Source organism: Paenibacillus sp. OK060, from assembly GCF_900101205.1.
Lineage (GTDB): Bacteria > Bacillota > Bacilli > Paenibacillales > Paenibacillaceae > Paenibacillus > Paenibacillus marchantiae.
The window spans coordinates 1-26,108 of the sequence record NZ_FNFR01000005.1 but is presented as its reverse complement, the minus strand read 5'-3'; the positions used below and the strand labels follow the sequence as shown (position 1 = coordinate 26,108).

Below are 26,108 nucleotides of genomic sequence, written 5' to 3'. Positions count from 1 at the left end.
GGACAGAACCGAAGCGGAGGGCAATTATGCTACAGATTATAAAGAACGCGAACATCTTGAATCATCAAGGGGAACTTGAACGGAAAACGATCATTATAGATGAAGGAAAAATTCAAAAGATCGCTGGAGTGGAAGACGAAGCGGTACTGAAAGCAGAGCAATCAGCGCATAGCGTAACCGATGCTTCAGGCAAACTGGTCATTCCCGGTTTGATTGATATGCACGTGCATCTGCGTGAACCTGGATTCGAGCATAAAGAGACGATCGAGACGGGTGCCCGTTCGGCAGCACAAGGTGGTTTTACAACGATTGCATGTATGCCAAACACAAGACCGGTAACCGACAGCGCAGATGTCGTTAAGTTGGTTTTGGATAAAGCCAAAGAAGCCGACCTGGTTAAAGTACTGCCTTATGCAGCTATTACGAAGAACGAGCTTGGACGTGAACTTACGGATTTCGCCGCATTGAAAGAAGCGGGTGCGATTGGATTCACGGATGATGGGGTGGGCGTACAAAACGCTCAAATGATGAAAGATGCTATGAGCCTCGCAGCAAGTATGGATATGCCAGTCATCGCTCACTGCGAAGACGACTCATTGGTAGTTGGCGGATATGTGACAGAAGGCGAGTTTTCGAAGCGTCATGGTATCAAAGGTATCCCTAATGAATCCGAGGCCATCCACGTAGGCCGTGATATCCTGCTTGCAGAAGCAACGGGAGTTCACTACCACGTCTGCCACGTAAGTACGGAGCAGTCGGTTCGCTTGATTCGCCTGGCGAAGTCCATCGGTATTAAAGTAACTGCTGAGGTATGTCCGCACCATCTGGTATTGTCGGATGAGGATATCCCAGGTATGGATGCCAACTGGAAGATGAACCCGCCCCTACGCTCACCACGCGACGTGCAAGCTTGTATCGAAGGTTTGCTGGACGGAACACTGGATATGATCGTTACCGATCACGCGCCGCATAGCGAAGAAGAGAAAGCAAAAGGTATGGAGCTGGCACCGTTCGGTATCGTTGGATTCGAGACGGCTTTCCCGCTGTTGTACACGAAGTTTGTGGAAACAGGGCTTTGGAGCCTGGACTTCCTCGTGAAACGCATGACAGCAGATCCGGCACGGGTATTCCGACTGGATACTGGCAAGCTGGAAGAGGGAGCACCAGCGGATATCACGATGATTGACCTGAACGAGGAAAAAGCGGTTGATCCTGCAACGTTCGCAACCAAAGGAAGAAACACACCATTCACAGGCTGGAAGCTAAAAGGATGGCCGGTACAGACATGGGTGGACGGCAAAAGCGTGTGGAATAACACGGTACAACAGTAAATCAGTAACTTATTAGATCAATAAATCAATAAGCTTTTCCTCTTTAATTCTTTTAAAACAACAAGGCTTTATAACTCTAAATCTACAACCTATACACCATAACATCTTTACAACTAACTCAAGGCAGACCATGCCGAGAGTCAAACATACGAAACAAAGCAAAGTCGAATGTATGGTTTTGAACTTGGGCGCGCCACAGTAGCTTACGAAGTGGACAGAAAAGACCCGAAGAAGCGAAGCGTTCGCCTTTATCACCGGATTACATCATTTGAAAAAATGATAAAAAGTAATCCGGGGATAACAGCGATCGAAGGGTTTTCTGTCCACGAAGTCACCGCCATTGTGGCACGCACCCCACGTTCAACGAAATGCATTTGACCTGATAAACACAGAGGAGTGAAATGGGATGCAGGCACAGGCAAGATTATTGTTGGAAGACGGCACACTGTTCACCGGGAAAGCATTCGGTGCTGAAGGTGAAACAACAGGTGAGGTCGTTTTTAATACGGGAATTACAGGCTATCAAGAGGTGCTTTCGGATCCTTCTTATTGCGGTCAAATCGTAACCATGACGTACCCACTGATTGGTAACTACGGCATTACGCGTGACGACTTCGAGTCGATTCGTCCATTCGTACATGGTTTTGTGGTACGTCGTCATGAGCCGACACCAAGTAACTGGCGTGCGGAATACAGCGTAGACGATTTGCTTAAAGAGTATGGCATCGTAGGAATCAGCGAGATTGATACACGGATGCTGACTCGCCGGATTCGTCACCACGGCACAATGAAAGGAATTCTCACAACAGGATCGAAACCTGTGGAAGAGTTGCTGGAGATGATGGGAGACACCAGCATCGCTGAGCTGCGTAACCAGGTTCCTATGACATCTACTCAACATGTTTACAACAGCCCGGGAACGGCTGAACGCATTGTATTGGTTGACTACGGTGCAAAAACAGGGATTTTGCGTGAACTCAGCAAACGTAATTGTGACGTTGTCGTAGTTCCGCATGATGTAACAGCGGACGAAATCCGCCGCATGAACCCGGATGGCATCCAGCTGTCCAACGGCCCTGGGGACCCGAAAGACGTTCCTCACGCGGTTAAAATGATCAGTGAACTGCTCGGCGAATATCCGATCTTCGGAATCTGCCTGGGGCACCAACTGTTCGCACTTGCGGCAGGAGCCGATACAGAGAAACTCAAGTTTGGACACCGCGGCGGAAACCACCCGGTTAAAGAACTGGAGAGCGGACGTTGCTTCATCACATCCCAGAACCACGGTTACACCGTAAACGAAGAATCCGTGAAAAATACGGAGCTTGAAGTGACACATATCAACAATAATGATAAGACCATTGAAGGTCTGAAACATAAAACATTCCCGGCGTTTTCCGTTCAGTATCACCCGGAAGCAGCGCCAGGACCATATGATAACAGCTATCTGTTTGACCGCTTCATCGAGATGATTCGGGAGCACAAGATTACTCACCCGCAACAGCCGCGTCAAGCCGTATTGGCAGCCGCAGTGAAAGGAGCACAATAACATGCCGATTAACAAAGATCTCAAAAAAATCCTGGTGATTGGTTCAGGTCCAATCGTCATCGGTCAAGCGGCCGAGTTCGACTATGCCGGTACACAAGCATGCCAGGCACTGAAAGAAGAAGGCGTGGAAGTTGTACTCATCAACAGCAACCCGGCTACGATTATGACGGATACCAACATGGCTGATAAAGTGTACATTGAACCGATTACACTGGATTTTGTAACGCAAATCATTCGTCAGGAACGTCCAGACGGTTTGCTGCCAACCCTTGGCGGTCAAACGGGTCTGAACATGGCTGTGGAACTGGCACGTGCTGGCGTCCTTGAGCGTGAGAATGTCAAACTGCTCGGAACACAGCTCACATCCATTGAGAAAGCGGAAGATCGTGATTTGTTCCGTGATCTGATGCGTGAACTGGAACAGCCTGTACCCGAGAGTGTAATCGTAACAACACTTGAGGAATCACTTGATTTTGCGAATGAGATTGGTTATCCAATCATCGTCCGTCCAGCCTACACGCTTGGTGGAACAGGCGGCGGAATCTGTGCGAACGAAGAAGAACTGCGCGAAACCGTAGCAGCAGGAATTCGTTACAGCCCGATCGGGCAATGTCTGGTGGAGAAAAGCATTGCTGGCATGAAAGAAGTCGAGTATGAGGTTATGCGTGACAAGAACGATAACTGTATCGTAGTCTGCAACATGGAAAACTTTGACCCGGTAGGTGTTCATACAGGTGACAGTATCGTTGTGGCGCCAAGCCAGACGCTGTCTGACCGTGAATATCAAATGCTGCGCTCAGCTTCCCTGAAAATCATCCGTGCCCTCAACATCGAAGGTGGATGTAACGTACAGTTTGCGCTTGATCCGCACAGCTTCCAATACTATGTTATCGAAGTTAACCCACGGGTAAGCCGTTCTTCGGCACTAGCTTCCAAAGCAACGGGCTATCCGATTGCTAAGATGGCTGCCAAAATTGCCATGGGTTACACACTGGACGAAATCGTGAATCCGGTAACGGGCCAAACATATGCATGCTTTGAGCCAACACTGGACTATATCGTGAGCAAAATCCCACGCTGGCCGTTTGACAAGTTTATCTCAGCGAACCGCAAACTGGGTACACAGATGAAAGCGACAGGCGAAGTTATGGCGATTGGCCGTACATTCGAAGAGTCAATTCATAAAGCTGTTCGTTCCCTGGAAATCGGCGTACACCGTCTGTATCTGAAAGATGCCGAAACCCTGGATGAAGAAACGCTGAATGAGCGTCTGGTCAAAGCCGACGATGAGCGTATCTTCCTGATCGCTGAAGCATTCCGCAGAGGTTATACATTGCAACAGCTTCAAGATCTGACGAAGATTGACTGGTGGTTCCTAGATAAACTCGAAGGGCTGATCAGCTTCGAAGATCGCATTCGTGAGGAATCCGAATTGTCCTCCGAAACCTTGTATCAAGCGAAGCGTCTTGGCTTCACAGACCGTGCCATTGCTGAGCTGCGGGCTGAAGGTCAACCAGGAGGTACGCTGACGAAAGAAGCTGAAATCAGAGCACGTCGTGAAGAGGAAAACCTTCGCCCAGTCTACAAAATGGTAGATACATGTGCAGCTGAGTTTGAAGCAACAACGCCATATTACTACTCTACTTACGAAACTGAGAATGAAGTCATTCCTTCAGATAAGAAAAAAGTAGTCGTACTTGGTTCTGGTCCAATCCGGATCGGTCAAGGGATTGAGTTTGACTACTCCACAGTACACGCGGTATGGGCTCTGCAAAAAGCAGGCTATGAAGCAGTTATCATCAATAACAACCCGGAGACGGTGTCTACGGACTTTAATACATCGGATCGCTTGTACTTTGAACCCCTGTTCTTCGAAGATGTAATGAACGTTATCGAACAGGAACAGCCGGTAGGTGTTATCGTACAGTTTGGTGGTCAAACAGCAATCAACCTGGCAGCACCACTACGTGCCGCTGGTGTAACGATTCTCGGAACAGATCTGGAAAACATTGATGAGGCAGAGGATCGCAAGAAGTTCGAGCGTTTGCTCTCCCGTCTGGAAATTGCACAACCAAAAGGCAAAACAGTCATTTCGGTAGATGATGCGGTTGAAACGGCTCAAAGTCTGGGTTACCCGGTACTGGTTCGCCCTTCCTATGTACTCGGAGGTCGTGCGATGGAGATTGTATACTCCGATGCAGAATTGCTGACATATATGGAACAGGCGGTTAAAATCAACCCGGAGCATCCGGTCCTGATCGACCGTTACATGATGGGTAAAGAGGTTGAGGTTGACGCGATCTGTGATGGTGAAACGGTATTGATTCCGGGTATCATGGAGCATATCGAGCGCGCAGGGGTTCACTCCGGTGACTCCATCGCGGTTTATCCGCCACAGCACCTGTCCCAGGATCTCAAAGAGAAAATTGTAGAGATTACAATCAAGATTGCAAAAGAACTGAAAACGATCGGTTTGGTTAACATCCAGTTTGTTATCCATAAGGGTCAAGTGTACATCATCGAGGTGAACCCGCGTTCATCCCGTACAGTACCTTTCCTGAGCAAAGTAACTAACATTCCGATGGCGAACCTGGCAACACAAGCCATTCTGGGCGTGAAGCTGAAAGACCTCGGATATGTCGACGGTCTATGGCCTGAATCGGATCATGTTTCCGTAAAAGTTCCGGTCTTCTCCTTCGCGAAGCTGCGTCGTGTGGAACCAACGCTTGGACCTGAGATGAAATCCACAGGTGAGGTTATGGGCCGTGACCCGAATTACGCTAAAGCGTTGTTCAAAGGTCTTATCGGTGCAGGCATGAAGATCCCGGCCACCGGAGCAATCGTGGTAACGGTAGCGGACAAAGACAAAGAGGAAGCTGTTCCACTGCTTGAAGGTTTCTATAGACTGGGATACAAAATCATGGCTACCGGAGGTACGGCAGCTGCGCTTGAAGCAGCGAACATTCCGGTGACGACGGTGAACAAATTAAGTGAAGGTTCGCCGAACATTCTCGATATGATCCGTAGCGGCGAAGCAAACTTTGTGTTCAATACGCTGACCAAAGGCAAAACCCCGCAGCGTGACGGATTCCGTATTCGTCGTGAGGCGGTAGAGAACGGCATTGTATGTATGACTTCACTGGATACGATCCGTGCCCTGTTGATCATGCTGCAAACGATCAACTTCTCCTCTGAGGCTATGCCAGCTCTTGTAAAATAAATAAGACGATTTGTCACTGATCAAGGACATCAGTCAGCCTTCGGGCTGGCGGGATGTCCTTTATATCGGGCAAAAAACGGAAAAATCAAGCTTTTGGAAGGAGCGCTGGAATATGAATCACCCGAATTTCAACGAAATGGCTGGCCGTCTGATGGTGGCACTCGATTATCCCGGAGCAGAGCAAGCACAGGAATTGGTACAGGCCCTCGAAGGCATTCCCTGTTATCTGAAGGTGGGCATGCAGCTGTTCTACGCCGCTGGCCCGGACTTCATTCGCGAGCTGAAGTCGAAGGGGTACTCGGTATTCCTTGACGTGAAGATGCATGATATTCCAAACACGGTTCGTGGGGGTGCTGAAAGCATCACCCGTCTGGGAGTGGATATGTTCAATGTGCATGCAGCTGGTGGTACAAGCATGATGCGTGCTGCTCGTGAAGGTGCTGAGGCGGCTCTGGCTGCTGACCCATCCTTGCGTAGACCTGAGATTATTGCGGTTACCCAGCTGACCAGTACCAGCCAGGAAACGATGAATGCCGAGATCGGCATCCAGGGCAGCGTTGAGGCAGCAGTAGTCCGTTATGCAGGACTGGCCCATGAGGCAGGTCTTGATGGCGTCGTTGCTTCCCCGTTGGAAGTACCGGCGATCCGCGCAGCCTGTGGCAGTGATTTTCACACGGTCACACCAGGCATCCGCCCAGCGGGAAGTGGCCTCGGAGACCAGACTCGTGTCCTGACGCCAGGTGAAGCCATTGCCAGAGGCAGCCATTACATTGTTGTAGGCAGACCAATTACGGGCGCTCCCAATCCACGTGAAGCGGCAGAAACCATTTTGAAGGAGATGTTGAACGCATGATCGAACTTACTGAGATTCCTAACCATATTGCTTCCCAACTGTTGAAAATTAAAGCGGTGGCGCTGCGTCCGCAGCAGCCATTTACCTGGACATCCGGCATCAAATCACCAATCTATTGTGATAACCGTCTAACGATGTCTTATCCCGAGATTCGTAACGACATTGCTGAAGCCTTTGCTGCGATCATTCGTGATCAATATCCCGATGCAGAAGTCATCGCAGGTACAGCAACCGCGGGTATCCCGCATGCTGCCTGGGTGGCGCAAAAGCTGAATCTGCCGATGGCATACATTCGTGATAAAGCCAAAGGACATGGCAAAGAGAACCTGATTGAAGGACTGATCACTGAGGGGCAGAAGGTTGTTGTCATTGAAGACCTGATCTCGACAGGTGGCAGTTCAATCAAAGCCGCTGAAGCAGTACGTGTAGCCGGGGCGACCCCATTGGCTGTACTGGCGATTTTCAGCTATCAGCTCGACAAAGGCATTAAAGCTTTTGAAGAAGCGGGAATTCCGCTGCAAACCCTGTCCAATTACACAGCTCTGATGGATGTGGCTTTGGCTGAGGGTACAATCCAGGAGAGTGATTTTGAACTGCTCAAATCCTGGCGTGAAGATCCTTCTTCATTTGGTAAATAATATCATTCACACCCGACTGAACAGTTTGATTGTGAACGGTATCAAAATTGTAATGATTGCCGCCATAGAGGCAAATACATTGAATATTCAAGAGGCATCCCGCACTTTGGGGTGCTTTTTTCGTTTGTTCATCAAAATATTAACTTTTTCACTGGAACGTTGTAAAAAGCTTGTAACTTTTAGTTGTGATCCGTCGTTTATAATGCAGTGTAGTATGGAATAGATTTCTATTTTTAGTGTCTTGATGAAGTGAACGGGATATGAAGAAAGGATGAGCGTGATTGCTGGCATGAAGAATTTATTTTCCAAAATCAGACCTGCCAAGAGCCAGTCAGGCGAGGACAGTGCGGTCGGACTCACGGAGCAGCAGGAACCAGTCGGGCAGGAGGAATCGGCATACATAAGTGAACCGCAGAATACATCCATCGACCCGCACGACATAACCAATGAAACAAGCCAAGAGGAAGTTGCGGTTGCAGCAGCTGAACCTGAAGTGAAGTCCAAGCCCTCCAAGAAGGATCTGTTGCCTCCATATGAAGGACCTGTGCTGGAGGTTCGCAATGTTCATCGCAGTTTCCAGACGGGTAGCCGTATTATTCATGTGCTCAAAGGCATCGATATGGAAGTGAACCCGCAACAGCTGGTGATGTTGAAAGGGCGGTCGGGCTCAGGGAAAACGACGCTGCTCAATATGCTGGGTGGGCTGGATCAGCCATCCAGTGGAGACATTCTGTTCTCCGGCCAGCCTCTTCAGGATTGGGGAGACCGGCGGCGGACCGCTTTGCGGCGCAGAGAAATTGGTTTTATTTTTCAGGCGTATGCGCTTATGCCCTTGTTGTCTGCTTGGGAAAATGTAGAGCTGTCGCTGCGCATGGCGGACGTGCCGCGTTCGGAATGGAAGGACCGGGTAGGTCATTGTCTGGATCTGGTCGGACTAACCAAACGGGTCAAGCACCGTCCATTCGAGATGTCCGGGGGAGAGCAGCAGCGGGTGGCCATCGCCAAGGCGATAGCCCACAGACCGAGATTATTGCTCGCGGATGAGCCGACAGCTGAACTCGATTCCAAAATGGGAGCACAGGTTATGGCTGTATTTCGCAATATTATTGAAGTTGAACAAGTAACGATCTGTATGACTACACACGATCCTACGATTTTGGAGGTTGCGGACCATGTTTATGAAATGGCGGACGGCAGATTTATCAAGTAAAGGGGCCGCTCCGAAGAGGGGGAAACGCGCAGCGCTTATTGTGCTTAGTGCGATAGTGGCTGCAACGATGTCCGGCTGCTCTTTGCTGCCGGCTGAGACAGAGGAAGAAGTACTTCCGCCAATTACACCGCCAACGATCTCCAAGAAGCCGGAATATGAAGTTCGGACAGAGACGCTGGAGAAGAAAGTAAGCGGAAGCGGCAAGATGATGAGCCAGCGGGAAGAAAAGGTGTATTTTACGCTGGACGGTATGCATATCAAAGAGTTGAATGTAAAACCAGGGGATAAAGTGAAAAAAGGTCAACTTCTCGCTGTTCTTGATGTAGAGAGCGTGGAAAAGGAAATCCGGGCCAAAAACCTGCAGATTCGCAAATCGGAAGTGCAAATGAAGGAAACGCTTCGCAAACGGGATGAGATGGACCCGGTAGAGTTCGAAGAGTCCACGATTGCCTTTGAAGAACTTCGTCAGGAACTCGCCGATCTGGAGGATCAGTTGGGTAAAGCCACTTTGACCGCTCCATTCGGTGGAACAGTCATTGCTGTGCAGGTGGAGAAGGGTGCGGCTGTCAAAGCTTATGACCCGATTGCGACCATAGCAGATACATCCAACCTGGTTGTCGCAGCTACGTTTGCCAAGGAAGATTTGGAAAAGTTCTCGGCTGGCATGAAGGCGGATGTGGACATTAATGGCGCAGGCAAAGTGGCTGGCAAAGTTAAAGTGATGCCTGTTGCCCAAGCATCGGGTACTGGAAGTGGTAATGGCGGAGGTTCGGGGGAAGGCGGAACGCCTCCAGCGAAAGAAAGCCTGGATCAATATGTTATCGTCTCGCTGGCGAAAATGCCCAAAGGGGTTGAACGCGGTACACCTCTAACGGTATCGATTGTCACGCAGCGAACAGAGAACGCGATTGTCATTCCAGTATCCGCTCTGCGCTCCATCGGTTCAAGAACGTACGTGCAAGTGGTGGAGAGTGATGGAAGCAAGCGTGAAGTGGACGTAGAAGTTGGGCAGCAGACATCCACGGATGTGGAGATTCTGAAAGGTCTGACCGTTGGACAGAAAGTAGTGGGCCGCTAATGGGGCTGCCATTGCTTCGACTGTTGTTCCGCAAAATGTGGAACACTCGCTGGATGACGTTCAGCACACTGATCGGACTGATTGTGGCGGTAGCGTTCACCGTTAGTATTCCGATGTATGCCGATGGTGCGCTGAAGCGGGTCGTGGCCCAGACGCTGCAGGATAACAGTGAGGGACTGCCAGCCGGCTCGTTGCTCATGAGTTACCAGGCACCTGGTGGTGTGAAGACAGACACACGTGGTCTGGAAGAGGTGGATCGATATATTCGCGAGGATGTGCCCCGTGACATTGGATTTCCTTTTCATACGTATGTGAACTCCCGTTCCATCCGCAGCACGGAAGTGAACCCGGAAGACCCAACGAAAGTGGATGCCAGCCGGGTCCGCAGCATGAGTCTGGGGACGATGACAGGCCTGGATGCACAGGTTAATTATTCTGCGGGAGTGAAGCCGGGCAACCAGGTCAAGGACGATACGATTGAAGCGGTCATGTTGGAAGAGGGCATGTATCGTAACGATCTGCATATCGGAGATGTTCTGGAATATCCAATTTACAGCGGTCTCGATATTACGTTGCGTGTGAAGATTATAGGTTCTTTCAAAGCCGATGATCCTAGCAGCCCGTATTGGGTACAGGGATTTGACGGTATGATGAACGGACTATATGTGGATGAATCGGTATTTAATAATGTTTTGTTAAAGGAAAAAGGGATCCCTCTTCAGAATTCACGTTGGTATTATGCATTTGATCTGAAAGAGATTCAAACGAGCCAGCTCTCGGGATTGACCTCTGTGCTGGAAAGGCTGGATATCGATCTGTATCAGCGGTTGAAGGATACGAAAGTGGACATCACCTTCGGGGATCTGCTGAAACAATTCCGCAGTCAGAGTCTGCAATTGCAGACCATGCTGTTCACACTGGCAGCACCGATGATTGCGATGGTCTTTTATTTTATTGCCATGAATGCCAGACAGTCGTTACAGAAGCAGGAGAGTGACATTGCGGTTCTGCGCAGTCGGGGAGCTTCTGCCCGGCAGATCTTCTCTCTTTATCTGCTTGAAGGTATATTCCTGGGAGCGATTGCTCTTGTCATTGGCCCGTTTCTTGGATGGTTTATGGCGAAAAGCATCGGTTCAGCGAGCGGATTTCTGTCGTTCGTGGATCGGAAATCCATTCCGATCGGAATATCAAAAGAAGCCATCCTGCTCGGCCTTATCGCCGTGTTGGTGGCAATCATAGCCTCGCTCATTCCGGCAGTAACCTATGCGCGGGCCACGATTGTGTCGGCTAAGCGGCGGCAAGCACGAACAGATCGTGCACCGGTATGGCAGCGCTGGTTCCTGGATATCGCGCTGTTGGGGCTCGCCGGATATGGATACTACTTGTTCTATGAACGGCAAATGTTGACGTTCCAGACCGGAATGACGACAGATCAGCTTCAGGTACAGCCGTTTCTGTTCTTTGTACCGGCACTCGCGATCTTTGCACTGGGACTGTTCTTCTTACGGTTGTTCCCGTGGATTTTGAAGTTGATTCAGCTGATCGGGCGCAAGTTTCTCCCGGTTCCACTGTATCTGACACTGACGCAGCTTTCACGTTCATCATCTTCTTATTATCCTTTGATGATCCTGCTTGTATTGACACTCGGACTCGGTGTGTATAACTCGGCGGCGGCTCGTACCATTGATCTGAACTCAACCGAGCGCACGTTATATCGCTATGGTTCGGATGTTATTATGCAGACGGTATGGGAAGGCACACCTGAGGTTAAGCCAACGGGTTCCGGACAAAACGGAGGTTCAGGCGGTGGACAGGGTGGAGGAAACGGTGGCGGTGGTTCTGGAGGCGGCGGTAACGGCGGCGGAGGTGGATCAGGTGGGGGCGGTGGTACTTCACAACCCACGAAGATGATCTATTCCGAGCCACCTTTTGAAGTGTTCCGCAGCCTGAATGGTGTCGAACATGCAGCGAGAGTGCTGCAAACGAAAGGCAACATTATTGTCTCTGGCAAATCAGGTGGACAGGGAATGCTGGTGGGGATCGACAATGTGGATTTTGCCCAAGTGGCGTGGTTCCGCAACGATCTGTTCCCGGCTCATCCTTATAAGTACCTTGACTTGCTTGGAAAATATGAAGGGGCCGTATTGATCTCTTCCAAATTTGCAGACAAATTCAAGCTCAAAACCGGAGACCTCGTCTCCATTGGTGTACAGGGTCAGGCGATTGAATTTGTTGTGTTTGGCATTATACCTTACTGGCCTGCCCAGTACCCGGATCAAATGCCGTTTTTCATTGCCAATCTGGATTACATCTATGATCAGGTGCCTCTGATTCCATATGAGGTCTGGCTGAAGATGGAGCCGGATGCCAAAGTTGCTCCTTTGATGGAGAAACTTGCAGCTGAAGGCATTGAATTATCGTCTGTGCGCGATGTGCGTACAGAGCTGGTATCCCAGGGCAAACATCCGTCAAGAGGCGGGGTGTTCGGCATACTGAGTCTCGGATTCCTTGTCTCGGTGATTATTTCCCTGATCGGATACATTCTGTACTGGTTCTTCAATCTATCCGGGCGTGTAGTACAGTTCGGTGTCCTGCGGGCGATGGGGTTATCCCGGGCACAATTGAGCGGTATGTTGCTGTTGGAGCAGGTGTTCACGGCGGGTCTGTCCATCATTCTCGGTATTGGCATTGGTCAGGTATCCAGCCGTCTGTTCCTGCCCTTCCTGCAAACGACAGATAATGTGTCCGCACAGGTACCTCCGTTCCGAATTGTATTTGAAGAGAAAGATATGTTGCAACTGTACGGCGTGACCGTGGTCATGCTGATCATTGGAGCAACGATGCTGCTGTGGCAAATCCGCAGGCTGCGTGTTCACCAGGCAGTCAAAATGGGAGAGGAGAGGTAAACGTGATCCAATGCGAAGGACTTGTCAAAATTTTTAAATCCAGCGATGTGGAAGTCGTTGCCCTTCAAGGTCTCAATCTGACTGTCAATCAAGGTGAAATGATGGCCATTATCGGTAACAGTGGTAGTGGTAAATCCACATTGCTCAACATTCTGGGTGGACTTGATCGTCCAACAGCCGGTACAGCCGTTGTCGGGGATTGGGATTTGCTGAAAATGACAGACGCCCAATTGGTGGAGTACAAACGTCATACCGTAGGGTTCATTTGGCAAAATAACGGCCGTAACCTGCTGCCATACCTTACAGCACTGGAAAACGTGGAAACGCCCATGATTTTGGGAGGCAAGCGCGATCGCGCATATGCCATGCAGCTGCTGGAGTGGGTTGGACTGAAGGATCGGATGCACAACAAGCTGCATCAATTATCCGGTGGTGAGCAGCAGCGGGTAGCGATTGCCATCTCGCTATCAAATCGCCCCAAGCTGCTGCTTGCCGATGAGCCGACAGGTTCGGTGGATTCAGAGACATGTGATACCATCATGGGCATTTTTCGTAAAATGAACAAGGAACTCGGGGTCACGATTGTGATTGTTACTCATGATCTAACCCTTGCTGGTAAGGTGGACCGGATCGTGGCGATTCGGGACGGCTTGACCAGCACCGAGTTTGTGAAACGTAATCCGAATCTGGATGACGAACATGGCTTATCGGAGGCAGGAGCCCCGGATATTCATGAAGCTTTTGTCATTATCGACCGGGCGGGACGACTTCAGGTGCCCAAGGAGTATCTGGAGGCGCTGTCCATTGATAATCGTGCCACATTGGAATTTGACGGTGAACGTATTGTCATTACACCGCCAAGATAATTTTAGAGGGGGAATTGGGAGATGAAGAACAGGTTTTGGGGAAAACGAGTGCTGGCCGTGTTGGCTACAGCTAGTCTGGCATTGCCGCTGCTTGCGGGTTGTACAGCGAGTGAGTCCAAGGATAACGAGCAGCGTGTATTGCGTGTAGCGACGTTATGGGGTGGCCAGGATGACAGCTATTTCCGTCAGCAGTTTACCGATGCTTTTGAATTGACACATCCAAATATAACGATTGAAGTTGTACCTGCGGTAGATCAGGGCAGCATGTATGGCTATGGTAACCAGGAAGAGCAGAAGGACATTCCGGATACGATGGAAAGCTTGAAGAAGATTATGACAGGGGATAACCCGGTAGATGTCATCGTGGCGGATACGGCGACAGTCAAGTCGTTGATTCAGGAAAACATGGTGAAACAACTGGACCCACTGATGCAGGAAGACAAGTTTGATACTACGGATATTGTGCCAAGTGTTCTCGAAGGAATTAAGGATTTGGGAGATCAGAGCATCTACGCTTTGACACCAACGTTCTCCTCTTCCGCTTTGTTCTATAACAAGGGTATGTTTGAGAAAGCAGGCGTGGAGCCTCCAACGGATAATATGACTTGGGATGATATTTTCAACCTGGGTACACGCCTTACCAAAGGTGAAGGAAAAGACCATGTATTTGGTTTCTCTTTCAGTACCTATCAAGGCGGTTCTCCATACTATACGATGTCCCAGTATTATAACTCTTTGCAGCTGAAAATTTTTGATGACAAAGCGGAAAAAATGACTGTAGATTCTCCTCAATGGGAGAAAGTATGGAGCACGATAAGCAAGCTCGCCTTAGATAAAGTCATCCCTAAAGGAGACGAACCGCAGGATAGTCAGGATGAGAGTGGACGTTATAATCCGCTTCAGGGTGATCTGTTCCTGAGTGGCAAAACAGCCATGGTGATTGGAGATTACAGCTACATTAATCAGTTGATTGATGCCAATAAAAATGCAGATAAAATGAAAGACTTTACGAAGGTAGACTGGGATGTTGTTACACCTCCAGTTCATCCGGAGGCTCCTGAAATCGGAGGCAACATTTATCTGAGCAATCTTATGGCCATTAATAGTTCAGCTCAGAACCCTGATGATGCATGGGAATTGATTAAGTATATGAACAGTGAAGACTGGGCGAAAATCAAAGCTCGCAGCAGTTATGAGATGGTTTCACGGAAGAGCTTTATTAAACCGAAGGATGGCTTGGATTACAATATCCAGGCGTTCTATACACTGAAACCTATACCTCCGACCAATACGAACTTGGATAAAATGTATCAAAAAATGCCGAACCTGTGGCAAGTAAGTGACAAGGGTATGGAATACTTCAATCAAGTTCTTGCGAACAAAAAAACACCAAAAGAAGCGCTTGGTGAATGGGCAGCCAAAGGGAACGAGATGCTGGAGAAATTGAAAAAGAACCCTAAAGCCACATTTCAATAAAAGTTAGATGATCTTGTAAAAAAATCATAGATGCAGCCGCTGGAGATTTATATCTTCGGCGGCTATTTTTATGGAATTGGGGTATTCTACAAAAGCAGGGATGAATGATGACTTCAAGAAAGGACGAGTGGAATGCACTGGGTATATTTCAGCAAATTGTATACAACCAAATTTCAGGCAGGGTGTCTTGCAAAACGGATGGAGCAGGATGGTTGGATTTACGGTCATAACGAGCCAGCTGAAGTGGAAGTATATCGTTCAAAAAAGGGGCGGTATGGCGTTCGCTTCATTCCCTAACATTACCCCTTGACATGTGGGGCAGGTATGGTGTATATTAATTAAGTCGCTGTTTTAATATTTCTTACTGACGCGGGGTGGAGCAGCCCGGTAGCTCGTCGGGCTCATAACCCGAAGGCCGCAGGTTCAAATCCTGCCCCCGCAATTTAGTTTTACTGGATGATTCACAGCCATCATCTGAACGTTATACATTTTTGTTCAGGGCCCTTAGCTCAGTTGGTTAGAGCGGTCGGCTCATAACCGATTGGTCACAGGTTCGAGTCCTGTAGGGCCCATTCTCTCGAAATCCTTGCGTAGCAAGGGTTTTTTTCTATTGTTATAAACTCAAAACTGATATTAACTGAGCCTTGGAATAAAGCCTGCAAAAGTTCGATGGTGATGAGCATCATCATTCGTTGCTGCTTCATCAAGGCTTTTTGTTGTATTTCCCCTTCAACAAAGAATCCGTACTACTTTAAATGATAGGGGCGTACAAATAGTGTAGTTAATCTGTGGTTCAAAGAGGAGGGATAGTTCGATTGCCAAACTCTACAGGGTTGATCTACAATTCGCCAACAGGTGGAAGTGTGGCTACTCAGATTCTTGTGACTTGTTTAAATGATTCTCTTAATATTCCTGTAAATATAGAGATAGAAGTGTTTAAATGGGACACTACTCAAAATGCCAGAATTCCAATTGGGCACGATTTATTTCAAGTAGGCCCCCAGGCATCTCGGACCTTGATTTATGCTCTAAACGATGCAGCATTTTATGAAGTCCAAGCAGATTTCTTTAGTGCTACAAGTACGATTATTCATGCATATGGTATTGATTCTACAGGTAATATTATTCAACGTGTTTTACAGTCAGAAATGATATTAATTGACCGGTTTACGAATATTCCTTAATCTTTGGAATGGAGATGAGGTACTTGCCCGTTGTAAATATCACAGGAGCACTCGGTGGAAACCAATTTGAACCCTCGATTGCTTCCAACGAGTTACTTCCGAATATCATGTGTGCGGTTGCTGTTGACACAAGTACAGGACCTACACTTATCGGCGTTTATCGTTCTACTGACAGTGGACAGACATGGTCAACGACAACTATGCAGCAGCCTGCCGGGTATGCAGGCGCTGAAGCACCAACCATTGATTACACATTTCCGAGTACGTTTATAGTGACAGTTCACATATTTAACGGTGATAATGACGGTACAATCATCAGTTACACATCCCTGGATGATGGAGTGACCTGGACTCCTCCCGTGTTTGTGAACAAGGGATATGGCCTTATCGTTCATAATGATGAGCCGTTTATAGCAGTGGATCGAACACCTGGAAGCCCTTATCGGGGGAATGCGTATGTGGGGTACACCCCTCTTGCTACATTGGCTTCGTCCACATTTTTGCAAAGGTCATTAGATCAGGGGACAACGTGGGAGATTCCGAGCCGAATTTCAAGCCCAAGAGGTTTCCATGACAGAAGTTCTATAGCTATAGGTTTTACTGGTGAGGTATATGCAGGATATATTACTACAGGGCCGGATAGTCCGTACGCACTGCTTCGCATCTCCTACGATGGAGGGGCTACGTTCCAGCCGCCAATTGAACGACAATCCACATGGATTGCTTCTGTTGTCCCTGCCCCATCTCCTTTACCTGTCACGAATTATGCTTTTCGCGTGCAGACGAACCTGAGCTTGGGAGCTGACATATCCAATGGAACCTTTAGTGGTAAAGTCTATGCAACCTGGAATGATGCGCGGAATGGATACACCGACATTTTCCTATGCAGCTCACCGGATGGGCTTCTATGGTCAGATCCCGTAAGCATTACTGGAGCCCCTGTTGGTTCTCAAAATTTCTTTCCCTCCATTACTGTATCGCCATTCACAGGAACTGTAAGGGTTATTTATTATTCCAATCAGATTGACGGGTTTCTTTTAGATGTGTTTGTTGCTGAATCGTTTAACGGAGGAGCTACCTTTGCGAATCGCCGACTCACAACGACTTCGTTTAACCCCAACGGCAATTCACCGGTGCCTACCGTATTAATTGGTGATTATATCACCGCTACAACGTATGCTCCCGATAATTTGGCTGCAGTTTGGATGGCAACCACTCCGCCCACTGGAAAATTGGACGTTTACTTTGGAAGTTGATTAGATTACTTTAAAGTGATGAGGGAATTACTTAATAATTCACTGTGAGAAAGCTCTGTTAGCATAATGCTAGCAGAGCTTTTTTATGGCAGGCGAATGCTAACGAAATTGCAAACAAAGCTGATAAAATAAATATATGGTATCATTGTTAAAATATATGTTATAAAGGTGGTGACAATTTAAAGTTATGAATGGTGCTAGTGCTGTGGGTTTTGTAGGGATTTTAACTATATTTATTTTCATTGGTTTGGTAGGTCTGATTTTATATGCTGTGTTTTCAATGGCAATAAAAAGATCTGGTTTAAGGGAGGAAATCTCAGGTTTGAAGCAAGAGATTCGATTATTAAAAGAGAGATTGGAGAAAAACGAACATAACTTCGATTAAGAAATTCTGGAGGCACTACCGTAGCAATACGGGCAGTGTCTTTTTCATATGCCCTTTTTTCTAAATATCAGTGTCTGTCCATGCCATATCTCAAATCTCACATATACTATCATATCCCCGACAGAAGGAGGTAGATTTCATGAGTCAATTTCTTGATGCTAGAACATCGCAGAATGCGAGTTTGGCGAACTCCATTGCTATCCCGATTCTCGTAATCAATACTCCTCAACTGTTTGGTCAGATTGGTCTGCAAACAGCTGGTGCTGGTGCAAACCCACGGGTACAATTCAAAGGAACTGTATCAGTGCAGCTTCCATTAGCCCTCGTAGGTGTAACGATAACAATTGTCAGAGGGACCTTAGCAACGGATCCTGTCATCTATTCTGCAACGTCTACGTTCAGCTTGAGCATTCTGGCTCCTCAGGTCATTACGTTCTCAGCGGATGATTTCAATCCACCAATAACACCTCAGTTGACGTACACTGCATTTATCAGCTCTAACTTGCTGGGTACGATCCGTGTAGGACCTGAGAACTTTGATGGAGCCGTATATTCGGACTAACGTTGAGCGCCCTTGCCAACAGTTCGTTATAGAAGGAGTATAAATGTATTAACGAGCATTGCCTGCCTTGAGAAAGGCAGGTTTTTTCTATTTTACAGGAGTGTGGTTTAGCACTTCATTGGATCAGGCATCGTTTATGATATAATGCGTTAGAGATTAAGGGAACGGTCTATGAGAAGATGGAATGGAAATTCCGAAATGTCGATGAAATTATGAATGGAAAGCAGGTTTTCAACCAATGATGCAAAACGAAGGACAACGATTCCGCTTCAGTGAAGCTCCGGTATGGGACTGGCAGCGGGCATATTATGAACAGAAAGGGCTGCACGCTTGGACCGAGAATCAGGTTCCGCAATATATTACGAGTAACCCCATGATTGCAATGGCGTATGCCGAGATGATTTTTGGTTTTCTTCAAGATCTCGCCAGCAAAGGAAAGACGGCCGAGACAGTGACCATTCTGGAACTTGGAGCGGGCGTAGGCCGCTTGGCGCACCAAATTCTGTTCAAACTGACAGAGTTGAAAGATTTTGCAGGCGTGCAGCTGCCAGCTTTTCGATATGTAATGACCGATCTGGTCGAAGATAATGTATTGGGCTGGAGAGAGCATCCGTCCATGCAATCCTTTATTGACCAAGGAATACTGGATTTCGCACGTTTTGACGCGATAGAGGACACCGAGTTGAATCTGGTAGTGGCGGATACAGTTATTCGACCGGGCGATCTGAAGCAACCTTTGCTGTTGATTGCCAATTACTTTTTTGACAGCATTCCACAGGAATTAATTTATGTCGGTGAGGGTGAGATATACGAGTGTGACATACTCCTCCAATCTCCAGAATCTGCTCTTCATTCGGAGCCTGCCGAGTTGCTGAAAAACATGATACTGAGTTATGAATACCGCCGTGCACCTGAGTACAGTGCAGAAGACTATCCGTATCAAGGGCTTATCGCTCTGTACAAGGAAGAGTTGGAGGATTCGCACATTATGTTCCCGGCAATCGGTCTGTCCTGTCTCGAACGATTGAATAGGTTATCAGATTCAGGATATGTGTTAATTACTGCGGACAAAGGTGACCATCGACTGGACAACTGGAAGTTTGCCGAGCCTCCTGAATTTGTACTTCATGGAAGTTTTTCTTTAACGGCAAATTATCATGCCATTCAATATGTATTGGAACAGCAAGGAGCCCACACTCGTTTCACAACACATCATTATAAAGATCTGAACGTTGGATGTATGTTGATGGTGGACGAACCACTGGGGTACATAAACACTCGTCTGGCGTATCACCGATTTGTTGAACGTTTTGGACCCGATGATTTCTTCAGTATGAAAGAATGGATGGATCATCAGGTAGAGCGGATGGAATTGAAGCAGATTATACCGTTCTGGCGTCTGGGCGGATATGATGCTGAGTTTTTGATTCATAGTGCCAACCGGATTTCGAACCTTCTACCGGATGCAAGCGATGAGGAAATGCTTGATATTCAGTCTGGAATCCACATCATGTGGTCTTCATATTATGTAATGGAGCGGCTAGGAGATGTGGCGTTTCTTGTAGGTCAGCTGTTATATGGGATGTATATGTATGAGGACGCCAAGCGATTTCTGGAGCTGTCGTTAGGTACTGATTCGAGAAAACAGAACTCAGCTGTGCTGTACGACTTGGCTGTGTGTTGTTATGAACTTGAACTGGAAGAAGAAACACTGGCTTACACACGGAAAGTACTGGCTTTGGAACCTGATCATGAGGAAGCAATAGATTTGTTGAAAAGCTTCGAGTGTCTATAAAGATTGAAACTTACTTCTTTTCATCGTATTATTAGGATGATCACACAAAAATTTCCTGTATACGGAAGAGGAGATGAGTACATGAAGAAGGTTCTGACCATTTTGCTGTATCCACTTGCGGCGGTTGTGGGAGCGTTGGGCGCAAATTCAGCTGCGACTGGTGATATGGTACTTTTTGCCAAAGATATAGCCACAGATCGAGGTTATGACGGGCAGGAGATTTATGATAGAATTGAACACAGAAATTCCTAACTACATATCATTTAAACTGTAAAAGTAATTGTTAGACGTAACGATATGCCAAAGACAATTACTCTTGAAGCGAAGTGCGGTGAGCAGGAATCCTGCGTGTACAACCTTTAAGCCGGTTTCATACCTGATACAGGTATGAACCGGCTTTTATTCATGAATGGGGGATAAACGTTGAAGATTATTATTGGACAACCCAGGTTGGAACAACAATTGCTGCAGCTGGAAGCGGAATTGAAACAACATCCAGAAGCGGATGTGTTGTTCTTTCCTGAAGGCTATCTGAATCAGAACGTGGAAGAGGCTAGCCGTCTGGCGGCTGTATATGGAACGATGATTGTATCAGGTCATCGCAGGTTGGATGAACGTCCCAAGGACCGTGCGATCATTATTAACAAGGCTGGGGAGACTGTATTGGAGAAAGCGAAGTATACCGCTGCTGAGGTAATTAAGGAACAGGACTGGACCATAAGCACATTGTTATGTGACGAACTGGTACTGCAAGGATTTCGCAACGAGAATATTGGTAGAGTGGATTTGATTATGCATTCCATTGGTGTGGGGATGTTCAGTGAAGAGCAGTATACAGAGTGGGTTGAAGAAGCGCGGCAGATGGCGATACAAAATCAATGCATTGTTATGGGGACCAGCCATGCGGACGGTTCATATCGTAACAGTGAAATTTCAATTCCAATCGCTTATTGTATTGCCCCGGATGGTCAAGTGGTTTTGGCGTCCAGAAACGATACACGTACTCGTTTGATTGTCCTGGAGCAGCAAAATACAGCAGACTTCTATCGTGAAGTATCAGGAAATGATGTGAACATCAACATCCAAGTCATTCCTTCGGCATAATTCAACTAACAGAATACACAATGATTGGGCCGGTTAGCTTGCCGTATAGCCCGGTCATTCATGTTAGAATCGACATATGTTATGGCATACCTTGAAATTCAAAGGAGGCCAATCAAATGAGTGAAGTTGGATACGGTTGTGGCGGCAATGTTGGTGGATTTGGCGGATGGACTTCCACAAGCGCAATTCTCGTACTCTTCATCCTGCTCGTAATCATCACTAAATCTTTCTGGCTGTAAGCCGCTGTAGAACAAGGTGAGACCCTGGTTGCGTGTATGCTCCGCTGAGACTTCAGCGGGGCTTTTCTGCGTTTCTATGAAAAAAATGATATGATGAAAGAGATTTGACAACCGAAAACAATGTGCTTAAAATCACATAAGAGACTAATAATAGAGATTGAAGGGATAGCAATGCCGTTTATTCGTTTTAAAGGATTCACAGGACCTCAGCTGGAGGAAGTTGTACCTCGCATCACGGAGCAATTTGCGTTGATTACCAATATCCCGCGGGAGAGAATGAAGGCAGAGCGTCATGACGTACAAGCCCTTACTCCTTCTCCGGCTTCAGTAGAGATCTTGATGTTCCAACGTGATCAGGAGATTCATAATCGTATCGCTTCCTCAATGCAGGTTATTTTGGAAGAAGCGGATTTGCCTGATGTGCATATTTTCTTCAATATACTGTCACCAGCGCTGTATTATAAACAAGGCAAGCCGTTGACAGATTACCGATTGGATTGAGAATAAAATGGCTGCACCGATGATGTTCGGATGCAGCAGAGACGAGCAGATATGTGCTCGTCTTTTTTTGATTCAATCATTTTGCTCTTTAATTCGATTTAACCGGAAAGAGCACAGGGAGGATACGATGAATAAGGCACCGCCAATCAAATATACTAGCCGAATCCCCATTTGATCAGCAATCAGACCGAAGATTACCGTAGATATGCTCATGGAAGCTGAGAGAATAATTCCATGTGCTGCGTTTACTTTGGTCAGTGATTCGATGGGCACACGGGTCTGAAAAGCCGTCTGCTGAGCAATATCGCGGATCTGATAAGCAGGACCCATAAGCATACACAATAACAGAGCAAGCCAAGGAAGGCTGTTTAAACCGTATGCGATGGTCAGTAAGCTGAAGAGAAGAGAACCTATGGCCATACTGGAGATCAAGTGCTTTTGTATGCGAGTGGCCAAGGCGATGGCCAGAATTCCCCCAAGAATGGTGCCGGCAGAATAGCTGGAGTTGATAAGTCCCCACCAACCTTCCTCTTGGCCCAAAGCTTCTTTCACAAAAGCAAGCGTGATAGCACCGATCCAGATGGAGCCAGCAAGACCTTCAACCAGATCCATGAACGTTATCAGGCGCAACGATCGATTTTTCCAAAGGATAAGCCAACCTTCCCTTAATACATCCCATCTGGAAGTGGATTTCTCGACTTTTTCCTGCATATCGCGGGTAAGTGAACTGATCGTAATCATTAGAAGCAGGACAGCCCAGGATAAGCTTGTAGCCGCCCAGAATGTTTGTGAAGCCCCCCAGTGCATAACGATGAATCCTGTCATCGCATATCCAATGATCGTCACGGTCTGAGTAGAGAATGAGAGAAAACTATTCGCCTTCACCAGATCTTCTCCTTGAACCAATCGTGGAGTTAATGTGTTTATTAATGGAGATTCCCATCCGTCCAGGAACGAGAGGATCGCTATTCCCACCAGCAGAAGAGGAATGTGAGCAGTGAGATCGGTAAATGCGATGGCGATTCCGGTTATCATCAATGTTTTGGCTAAAGGAATGCTAATAATCAGCCTGGAGAATGCGAAACGGTTCACAAGCAGTGGTGCAGTGAACCCTGCGACGATACGAGCTGACATTTGAATGAATGGAAACAGCGCAGCGTAAAGGACAGACCCGGTCTGACCGTAAATAAACGTCGTGATAACCATGATATATATAACATTAATGAGAGAAAGCAGCGTTTTGGCAGCCCAATATGGATAAAATGCGATGTTCATGCTAAGGTGTCCTTTCCACAACGTTAATTATATATTACGGGTATCGTTGCAAACGCACCACAAACAAAGTTGTCATTTTCCCGTCATTGAAGCAGCAAAAAAGCAGCTGTCCCAAGGGATAGCTGCCGTTCTGGTTTCTATAATTCAAGCCACAACTAGCGTAAAAGCGATAAGCAGCATCAACAGACTGGTCATTCTGGTCATCGCCATATACGGTCTGCTGGGCTCAGCCTCTCCCCGAGAAATCCAGCCATAACGCAAGTACCAGCCAAATTTCGGGAAGCACAAATTAATGATACAAAGTGTCATGAATATAAAAAAGAGGGTTCTCATACCCGATCTTCCTTCCTCATTTTACATGACCGGCTCAAAATTAACGCTTACGTCTGGAGAAGAAGAAAACAAGCAAAATAATAATAATAACGATTAATAAAAATTTCATGAGTGACCCTCCTGATGACATGATAAGTTTTGTGAATGTATTAATCAGATATTACCCAAGGAACACATGGCTTGAATAACTATGTTACAATTAATTATATTGTTTTTATATAATCACATACCATCGGGTTATCGATAGCTGCATTAGGAGCATGAACACAACGCAACAAAGTTTGGTGAGATGAAGGAGGAAGCATGACTAAATACAATCAACTCGCTATACAATGGGAATTTATAATTTCTAAGATTAAATCTTCCGTGACCGTAGTCGATGCTACCTTGCCTGATTTTCCGCTAATGTATGTAAATGAATATTTTAGTGAATTAACCGGATATAGTGCGGAAGAGTCGATTGGACAGAATTGCCGGTTCCTGCAAGGGGCGGATACGGATCCGGAAACCGTACAGAAAATTCGCGAAGCATTGAAGAAGCATCAGTCGATCAAGACAGAGATTCTAAACTATACGAAGCATGGACAGAAATTCTGGAATGAACTGAATATTGATCCGATTTTCGATGATTCAGGGGAATGTTTGTTTTTTGTAGGGATTCAATACGATATTTCGGAGCGAAAATATGCTGAGCAGCAGTTACGTATGGCAGCTTCGCTGACAGAAATGAACAGTAGGGGACAGCTGGAGTTCATTGGGAAGCTGAACCATGAACTTCGCACGCCGCTGAACGGGATTATGGGCATGATCGAACTTGTGGGCATGGGTGACAACAGTGAGGAGCAAAAAGAGTACCTGGAGCTTGCGCGCCAGTCAGGGGAGGCTCTTCTGAACATTGTCAACAATAGTCTTGATATGGCCAAGCTGGGCAGAGGGAAAATGAGAGTGGAGCAAATCGAATTTCAGCCGTTAAAGCTGATTCAACAGATTATTAAAACGCATGAACCTGCGGCGCAGAATAAACAAATTCGCTTGCTCTGTCATGCGGATCTGACTACTCCTGATGTACTCACAGGTGATCCTCTGCGTCTCCGACAAGTGCTGGATAACCTGCTCAGCAACGCCATTAAATTCACGGAACAAGGTGAAGTGCAATTACAGATGGACGTTGAGGAGCGGCGAGGGGATACCGTTATTCTGGTATTCACTGTACATGACACCGGCATTGGCATTCCAGATAATAAAATCAATCAATTGTTTGAAGCATTCACGCAGACAGACATCTCTCATGCACGCAAATTTGGCGGCAGCGGACTTGGACTCACCATCTGCAAAGAGTTGCTCGAATTGATGGATGGTCAAATTTCGGTGGAGAGTACCGAGGGGAAAGGTACGAAGTTTGAGGTAACCTTGCCTTTACTTCGACAACAGGCGATTCCTAACGTAGGGTAGTCTATACAGAACGAACAGCCGGGAAGTGTCGGCTGTTTTTTTATGTTTTTTTATATTGTTTAGCGAACTGGCGTTCTGGTATAATGCAAGTGTTGAATGGGGGAGAAACAGCATGAGTAAAAGACGCAGAAGTAAAAGGAGCAAGGGCAAGCAACGATTTAAAAAGCAGATATTGACGCTGGTGGCCATGTTAATGGTAGCTCTCTATGCATGGGTTGGGGGAGAATGGTCTCTGGATATACCGTCCCAATTTGGAGGAAGCAAGGGGAGCGTAGATCATACCATCACATTCCCGGCCGAGCGCTATCCCGAAACGGCCAATCATATCAAGAAGGCCATCAAGGCAGGACATTCGGATGTATGCACCATTGATCGCAGTGGAGCTGAAGGTAATCGGGATTTGTCCCTCAAAGGTGTTCCGGTCAAAAAGGGGAAAGATCGGGATGAATGGCCAATGGCGATGTGTGCGGAAGGCGGAGCGGGTGCGGATATCCAATATATTAGTCCCAAAGATAATCGTGGTGCAGGCTCATGGGTGGGAAACCAGCTAAGTACATATCCGGATGGAACACGAGTAAAGTTTGTGGTGAAATAACGACGGACTATGAATGAGAAAGTAATTGATGGAGAAATGCCTTGGCTTTGAAAGAGTGTGGTGTAAAGTAAAAGGCAAAAATAAAACCAGACGTTGATTGAAGTGACCCCTTAAAGTTAGACAAATATTTTTATGCAACCTGTATGGCATGAATTCGGTATTGTACCGGGCTCATGTCTTTTAATTTTGACTTAATGTGTTTGTCATTGTAGTAATCGATGTATTGTGCTAGTTCTTGCTTGAAGTCATCTAGACTTTCAAACTCATTAAGATAGAGAAATTCTGACTTCATAATGCCAA

The 26,108-nt window shown here is 47.1% G+C and carries 25 protein-coding genes and 2 tRNA genes; 24 read left to right on the top strand and 3 right to left on the bottom strand.

The genetic code is table 11. From position 1 onward, the window contains the following. Nucleotides 1–26 precede the first annotated feature (26 nt). The 22 genes from BLS14_RS18755 to BLS14_RS18660 all read left to right on the top strand — a co-directional run bounded on the left by BLS14_RS18755 (nucleotide 27) and on the right by BLS14_RS18660 (nucleotide 22,153). On the top strand, nucleotides 27–1,331 hold the full coding sequence (locus tag BLS14_RS18755) for a dihydroorotase (RefSeq protein ID WP_072734473.1): 1,305 nt from the start codon (nucleotides 27–29) through the stop codon (nucleotides 1,329–1,331). 406 nt (nucleotides 1,332–1,737) lie between these two features. Beyond that, nucleotides 1,738–2,880, top strand: coding sequence for a glutamine-hydrolyzing carbamoyl-phosphate synthase small subunit (carA, locus tag BLS14_RS18750; protein WP_053784194.1), 1,143 nt, complete (start codon nucleotides 1,738–1,740; stop codon nucleotides 2,878–2,880). Between the two features lies 1 nt (nucleotide 2,881). Then, nucleotides 2,882–6,100, top strand: coding sequence for a carbamoyl-phosphate synthase large subunit (gene carB, locus BLS14_RS18745; RefSeq protein WP_090953427.1), 3,219 nt, complete (start codon nucleotides 2,882–2,884; stop codon nucleotides 6,098–6,100). Between the two features lie 112 nt (nucleotides 6,101–6,212). Then, on the top strand, nucleotides 6,213–6,953 hold the full coding sequence (gene pyrF, locus BLS14_RS18740; protein ID WP_064636479.1) for an orotidine-5'-phosphate decarboxylase: 741 nt from the start codon (nucleotides 6,213–6,215) through the stop codon (nucleotides 6,951–6,953). Further along, the gene (gene pyrE, locus BLS14_RS18735; protein WP_062326374.1) at nucleotides 6,950–7,591 is read left to right on the top strand and encodes an orotate phosphoribosyltransferase; all 642 of its coding nucleotides are present in this window, start codon (nucleotides 6,950–6,952) and stop codon (nucleotides 7,589–7,591) included. Before pyrF ends, pyrE begins: the two co-directional genes overlap by 4 nt. A 271-nt stretch (nucleotides 7,592–7,862) precedes the next feature. Continuing rightward, nucleotides 7,863–8,801, top strand: a complete 939-nt coding sequence (locus tag BLS14_RS18730) for an ABC transporter ATP-binding protein (protein WP_240321573.1) — start codon at nucleotides 7,863–7,865, stop codon at nucleotides 8,799–8,801. Beyond that, on the top strand, nucleotides 8,764–9,879 hold the full coding sequence (locus BLS14_RS18725; protein ID WP_072734471.1) for an efflux RND transporter periplasmic adaptor subunit: 1,116 nt from the start codon (nucleotides 8,764–8,766) through the stop codon (nucleotides 9,877–9,879). The genes BLS14_RS18730 and BLS14_RS18725 overlap by 38 nt, the downstream gene beginning before the upstream one ends. Next, nucleotides 9,879–12,785, top strand: a complete 2,907-nt coding sequence (locus BLS14_RS18720) for an ABC transporter permease (protein WP_090953424.1) — start codon at nucleotides 9,879–9,881, stop codon at nucleotides 12,783–12,785. The genes BLS14_RS18725 and BLS14_RS18720 overlap by 1 nt, the downstream gene beginning before the upstream one ends. A gap of 2 nt (nucleotides 12,786–12,787) precedes the next feature. Then, entirely contained in the window at nucleotides 12,788–13,651 is an 864-nt protein-coding gene (locus BLS14_RS18715) for an ABC transporter ATP-binding protein (protein ID WP_063567873.1), read from the top strand. Between the two features lie 21 nt (nucleotides 13,652–13,672). Then, a complete protein-coding gene (locus BLS14_RS18710; RefSeq protein WP_063567874.1) occupies nucleotides 13,673–15,127 on the top strand; it encodes an ABC transporter substrate-binding protein in 1,455 nt (484 codons plus the stop codon). A gap of 132 nt (nucleotides 15,128–15,259) precedes the next feature. Then, complete coding sequence (locus BLS14_RS32665; protein ID WP_162842468.1) at nucleotides 15,260–15,424, top strand: hypothetical protein; 165 nt, start codon at nucleotides 15,260–15,262, stop codon at nucleotides 15,422–15,424. 71 nt (nucleotides 15,425–15,495) lie between these two features. After that, nucleotides 15,496–15,569 (top strand) — tRNA-Met (locus tag BLS14_RS18705). 56 nt (nucleotides 15,570–15,625) lie between these two features. Then, nucleotides 15,626–15,699: transfer RNA gene (locus tag BLS14_RS18700), tRNA-Ile, on the top strand. 243 nt (nucleotides 15,700–15,942) lie between these two features. Then, the gene (locus tag BLS14_RS18695; protein ID WP_072734468.1) at nucleotides 15,943–16,311 is read left to right on the top strand and encodes a hypothetical protein; all 369 of its coding nucleotides are present in this window, start codon (nucleotides 15,943–15,945) and stop codon (nucleotides 16,309–16,311) included. 23 nt (nucleotides 16,312–16,334) lie between these two features. Further along, nucleotides 16,335–17,567, top strand: coding sequence for a beta propeller repeat protein (locus BLS14_RS18690; RefSeq protein ID WP_090953422.1), 1,233 nt, complete (start codon nucleotides 16,335–16,337; stop codon nucleotides 17,565–17,567). Between the two features lie 187 nt (nucleotides 17,568–17,754). Beyond that, nucleotides 17,755–17,952, top strand: a complete 198-nt coding sequence (locus BLS14_RS18685; RefSeq protein WP_063567877.1) for a hypothetical protein — start codon at nucleotides 17,755–17,757, stop codon at nucleotides 17,950–17,952. A gap of 139 nt (nucleotides 17,953–18,091) precedes the next feature. Then, nucleotides 18,092–18,514, top strand: a complete 423-nt coding sequence (locus tag BLS14_RS18680) for a hypothetical protein (RefSeq protein WP_063567878.1) — start codon at nucleotides 18,092–18,094, stop codon at nucleotides 18,512–18,514. A gap of 238 nt (nucleotides 18,515–18,752) precedes the next feature. Next, nucleotides 18,753–20,309, top strand: a complete 1,557-nt coding sequence (locus BLS14_RS18675; RefSeq protein WP_072734467.1) for a hypothetical protein — start codon at nucleotides 18,753–18,755, stop codon at nucleotides 20,307–20,309. Between the two features lie 81 nt (nucleotides 20,310–20,390). Next, nucleotides 20,391–20,561, top strand: coding sequence for a hypothetical protein (locus BLS14_RS32660; protein WP_157258415.1), 171 nt, complete (start codon nucleotides 20,391–20,393; stop codon nucleotides 20,559–20,561). Nucleotides 20,562–20,732: 171 nt separating this feature from the next. Beyond that, the gene (locus tag BLS14_RS18670) at nucleotides 20,733–21,413 is read left to right on the top strand and encodes a hypothetical protein (protein WP_176854624.1); all 681 of its coding nucleotides are present in this window, start codon (nucleotides 20,733–20,735) and stop codon (nucleotides 21,411–21,413) included. Between the two features lie 116 nt (nucleotides 21,414–21,529). Then, nucleotides 21,530–21,652, top strand: a complete 123-nt coding sequence (locus tag BLS14_RS18665; RefSeq protein ID WP_079696179.1) for a sporulation protein YjcZ — start codon at nucleotides 21,530–21,532, stop codon at nucleotides 21,650–21,652. A 171-nt stretch (nucleotides 21,653–21,823) separates the two neighbouring features. Further along, on the top strand, nucleotides 21,824–22,153 hold the full coding sequence (locus BLS14_RS18660; RefSeq protein ID WP_063567881.1) for a DUF1904 family protein: 330 nt from the start codon (nucleotides 21,824–21,826) through the stop codon (nucleotides 22,151–22,153). 72 nt (nucleotides 22,154–22,225) lie between these two features. On the opposite strand, the gene BLS14_RS18655 is transcribed toward BLS14_RS18660, so the two are convergent. Both BLS14_RS18655 and BLS14_RS18650 read right to left on the bottom strand, forming a co-directional pair. Beyond that, nucleotides 22,226–23,428 carry an MFS transporter gene (locus BLS14_RS18655; protein ID WP_090953419.1) on the bottom strand — a complete coding sequence of 401 codons (1,203 nt, stop codon included), beginning with the start codon at nucleotides 23,426–23,428 and terminating at the stop codon, nucleotides 22,226–22,228. A gap of 144 nt (nucleotides 23,429–23,572) precedes the next feature. After that, nucleotides 23,573–23,761, bottom strand: a complete 189-nt coding sequence (locus BLS14_RS18650; protein WP_053784205.1) for a DUF6199 family natural product biosynthesis protein — start codon at nucleotides 23,759–23,761, stop codon at nucleotides 23,573–23,575. A 303-nt stretch (nucleotides 23,762–24,064) separates the two neighbouring features. On the opposite strand from BLS14_RS18650, the gene BLS14_RS18645 reads away from it, so the two are divergent. Next, a complete protein-coding gene (locus BLS14_RS18645; protein WP_090953417.1) occupies nucleotides 24,065–25,213 on the top strand; it encodes a sensor histidine kinase in 1,149 nt (382 codons plus the stop codon). A gap of 112 nt (nucleotides 25,214–25,325) precedes the next feature. Then, the gene (locus BLS14_RS18640; protein ID WP_079696176.1) at nucleotides 25,326–25,808 is read left to right on the top strand and encodes a NucA/NucB deoxyribonuclease domain-containing protein; all 483 of its coding nucleotides are present in this window, start codon (nucleotides 25,326–25,328) and stop codon (nucleotides 25,806–25,808) included. Between the two features lie 130 nt (nucleotides 25,809–25,938). On the opposite strand, the gene BLS14_RS18635 is transcribed toward BLS14_RS18640, so the two are convergent. Then, nucleotides 25,939–26,108: IS3 family transposase (locus tag BLS14_RS18635; RefSeq protein WP_143021565.1), on the bottom strand; the 170-nt coding region annotated here is incomplete at its 5' end.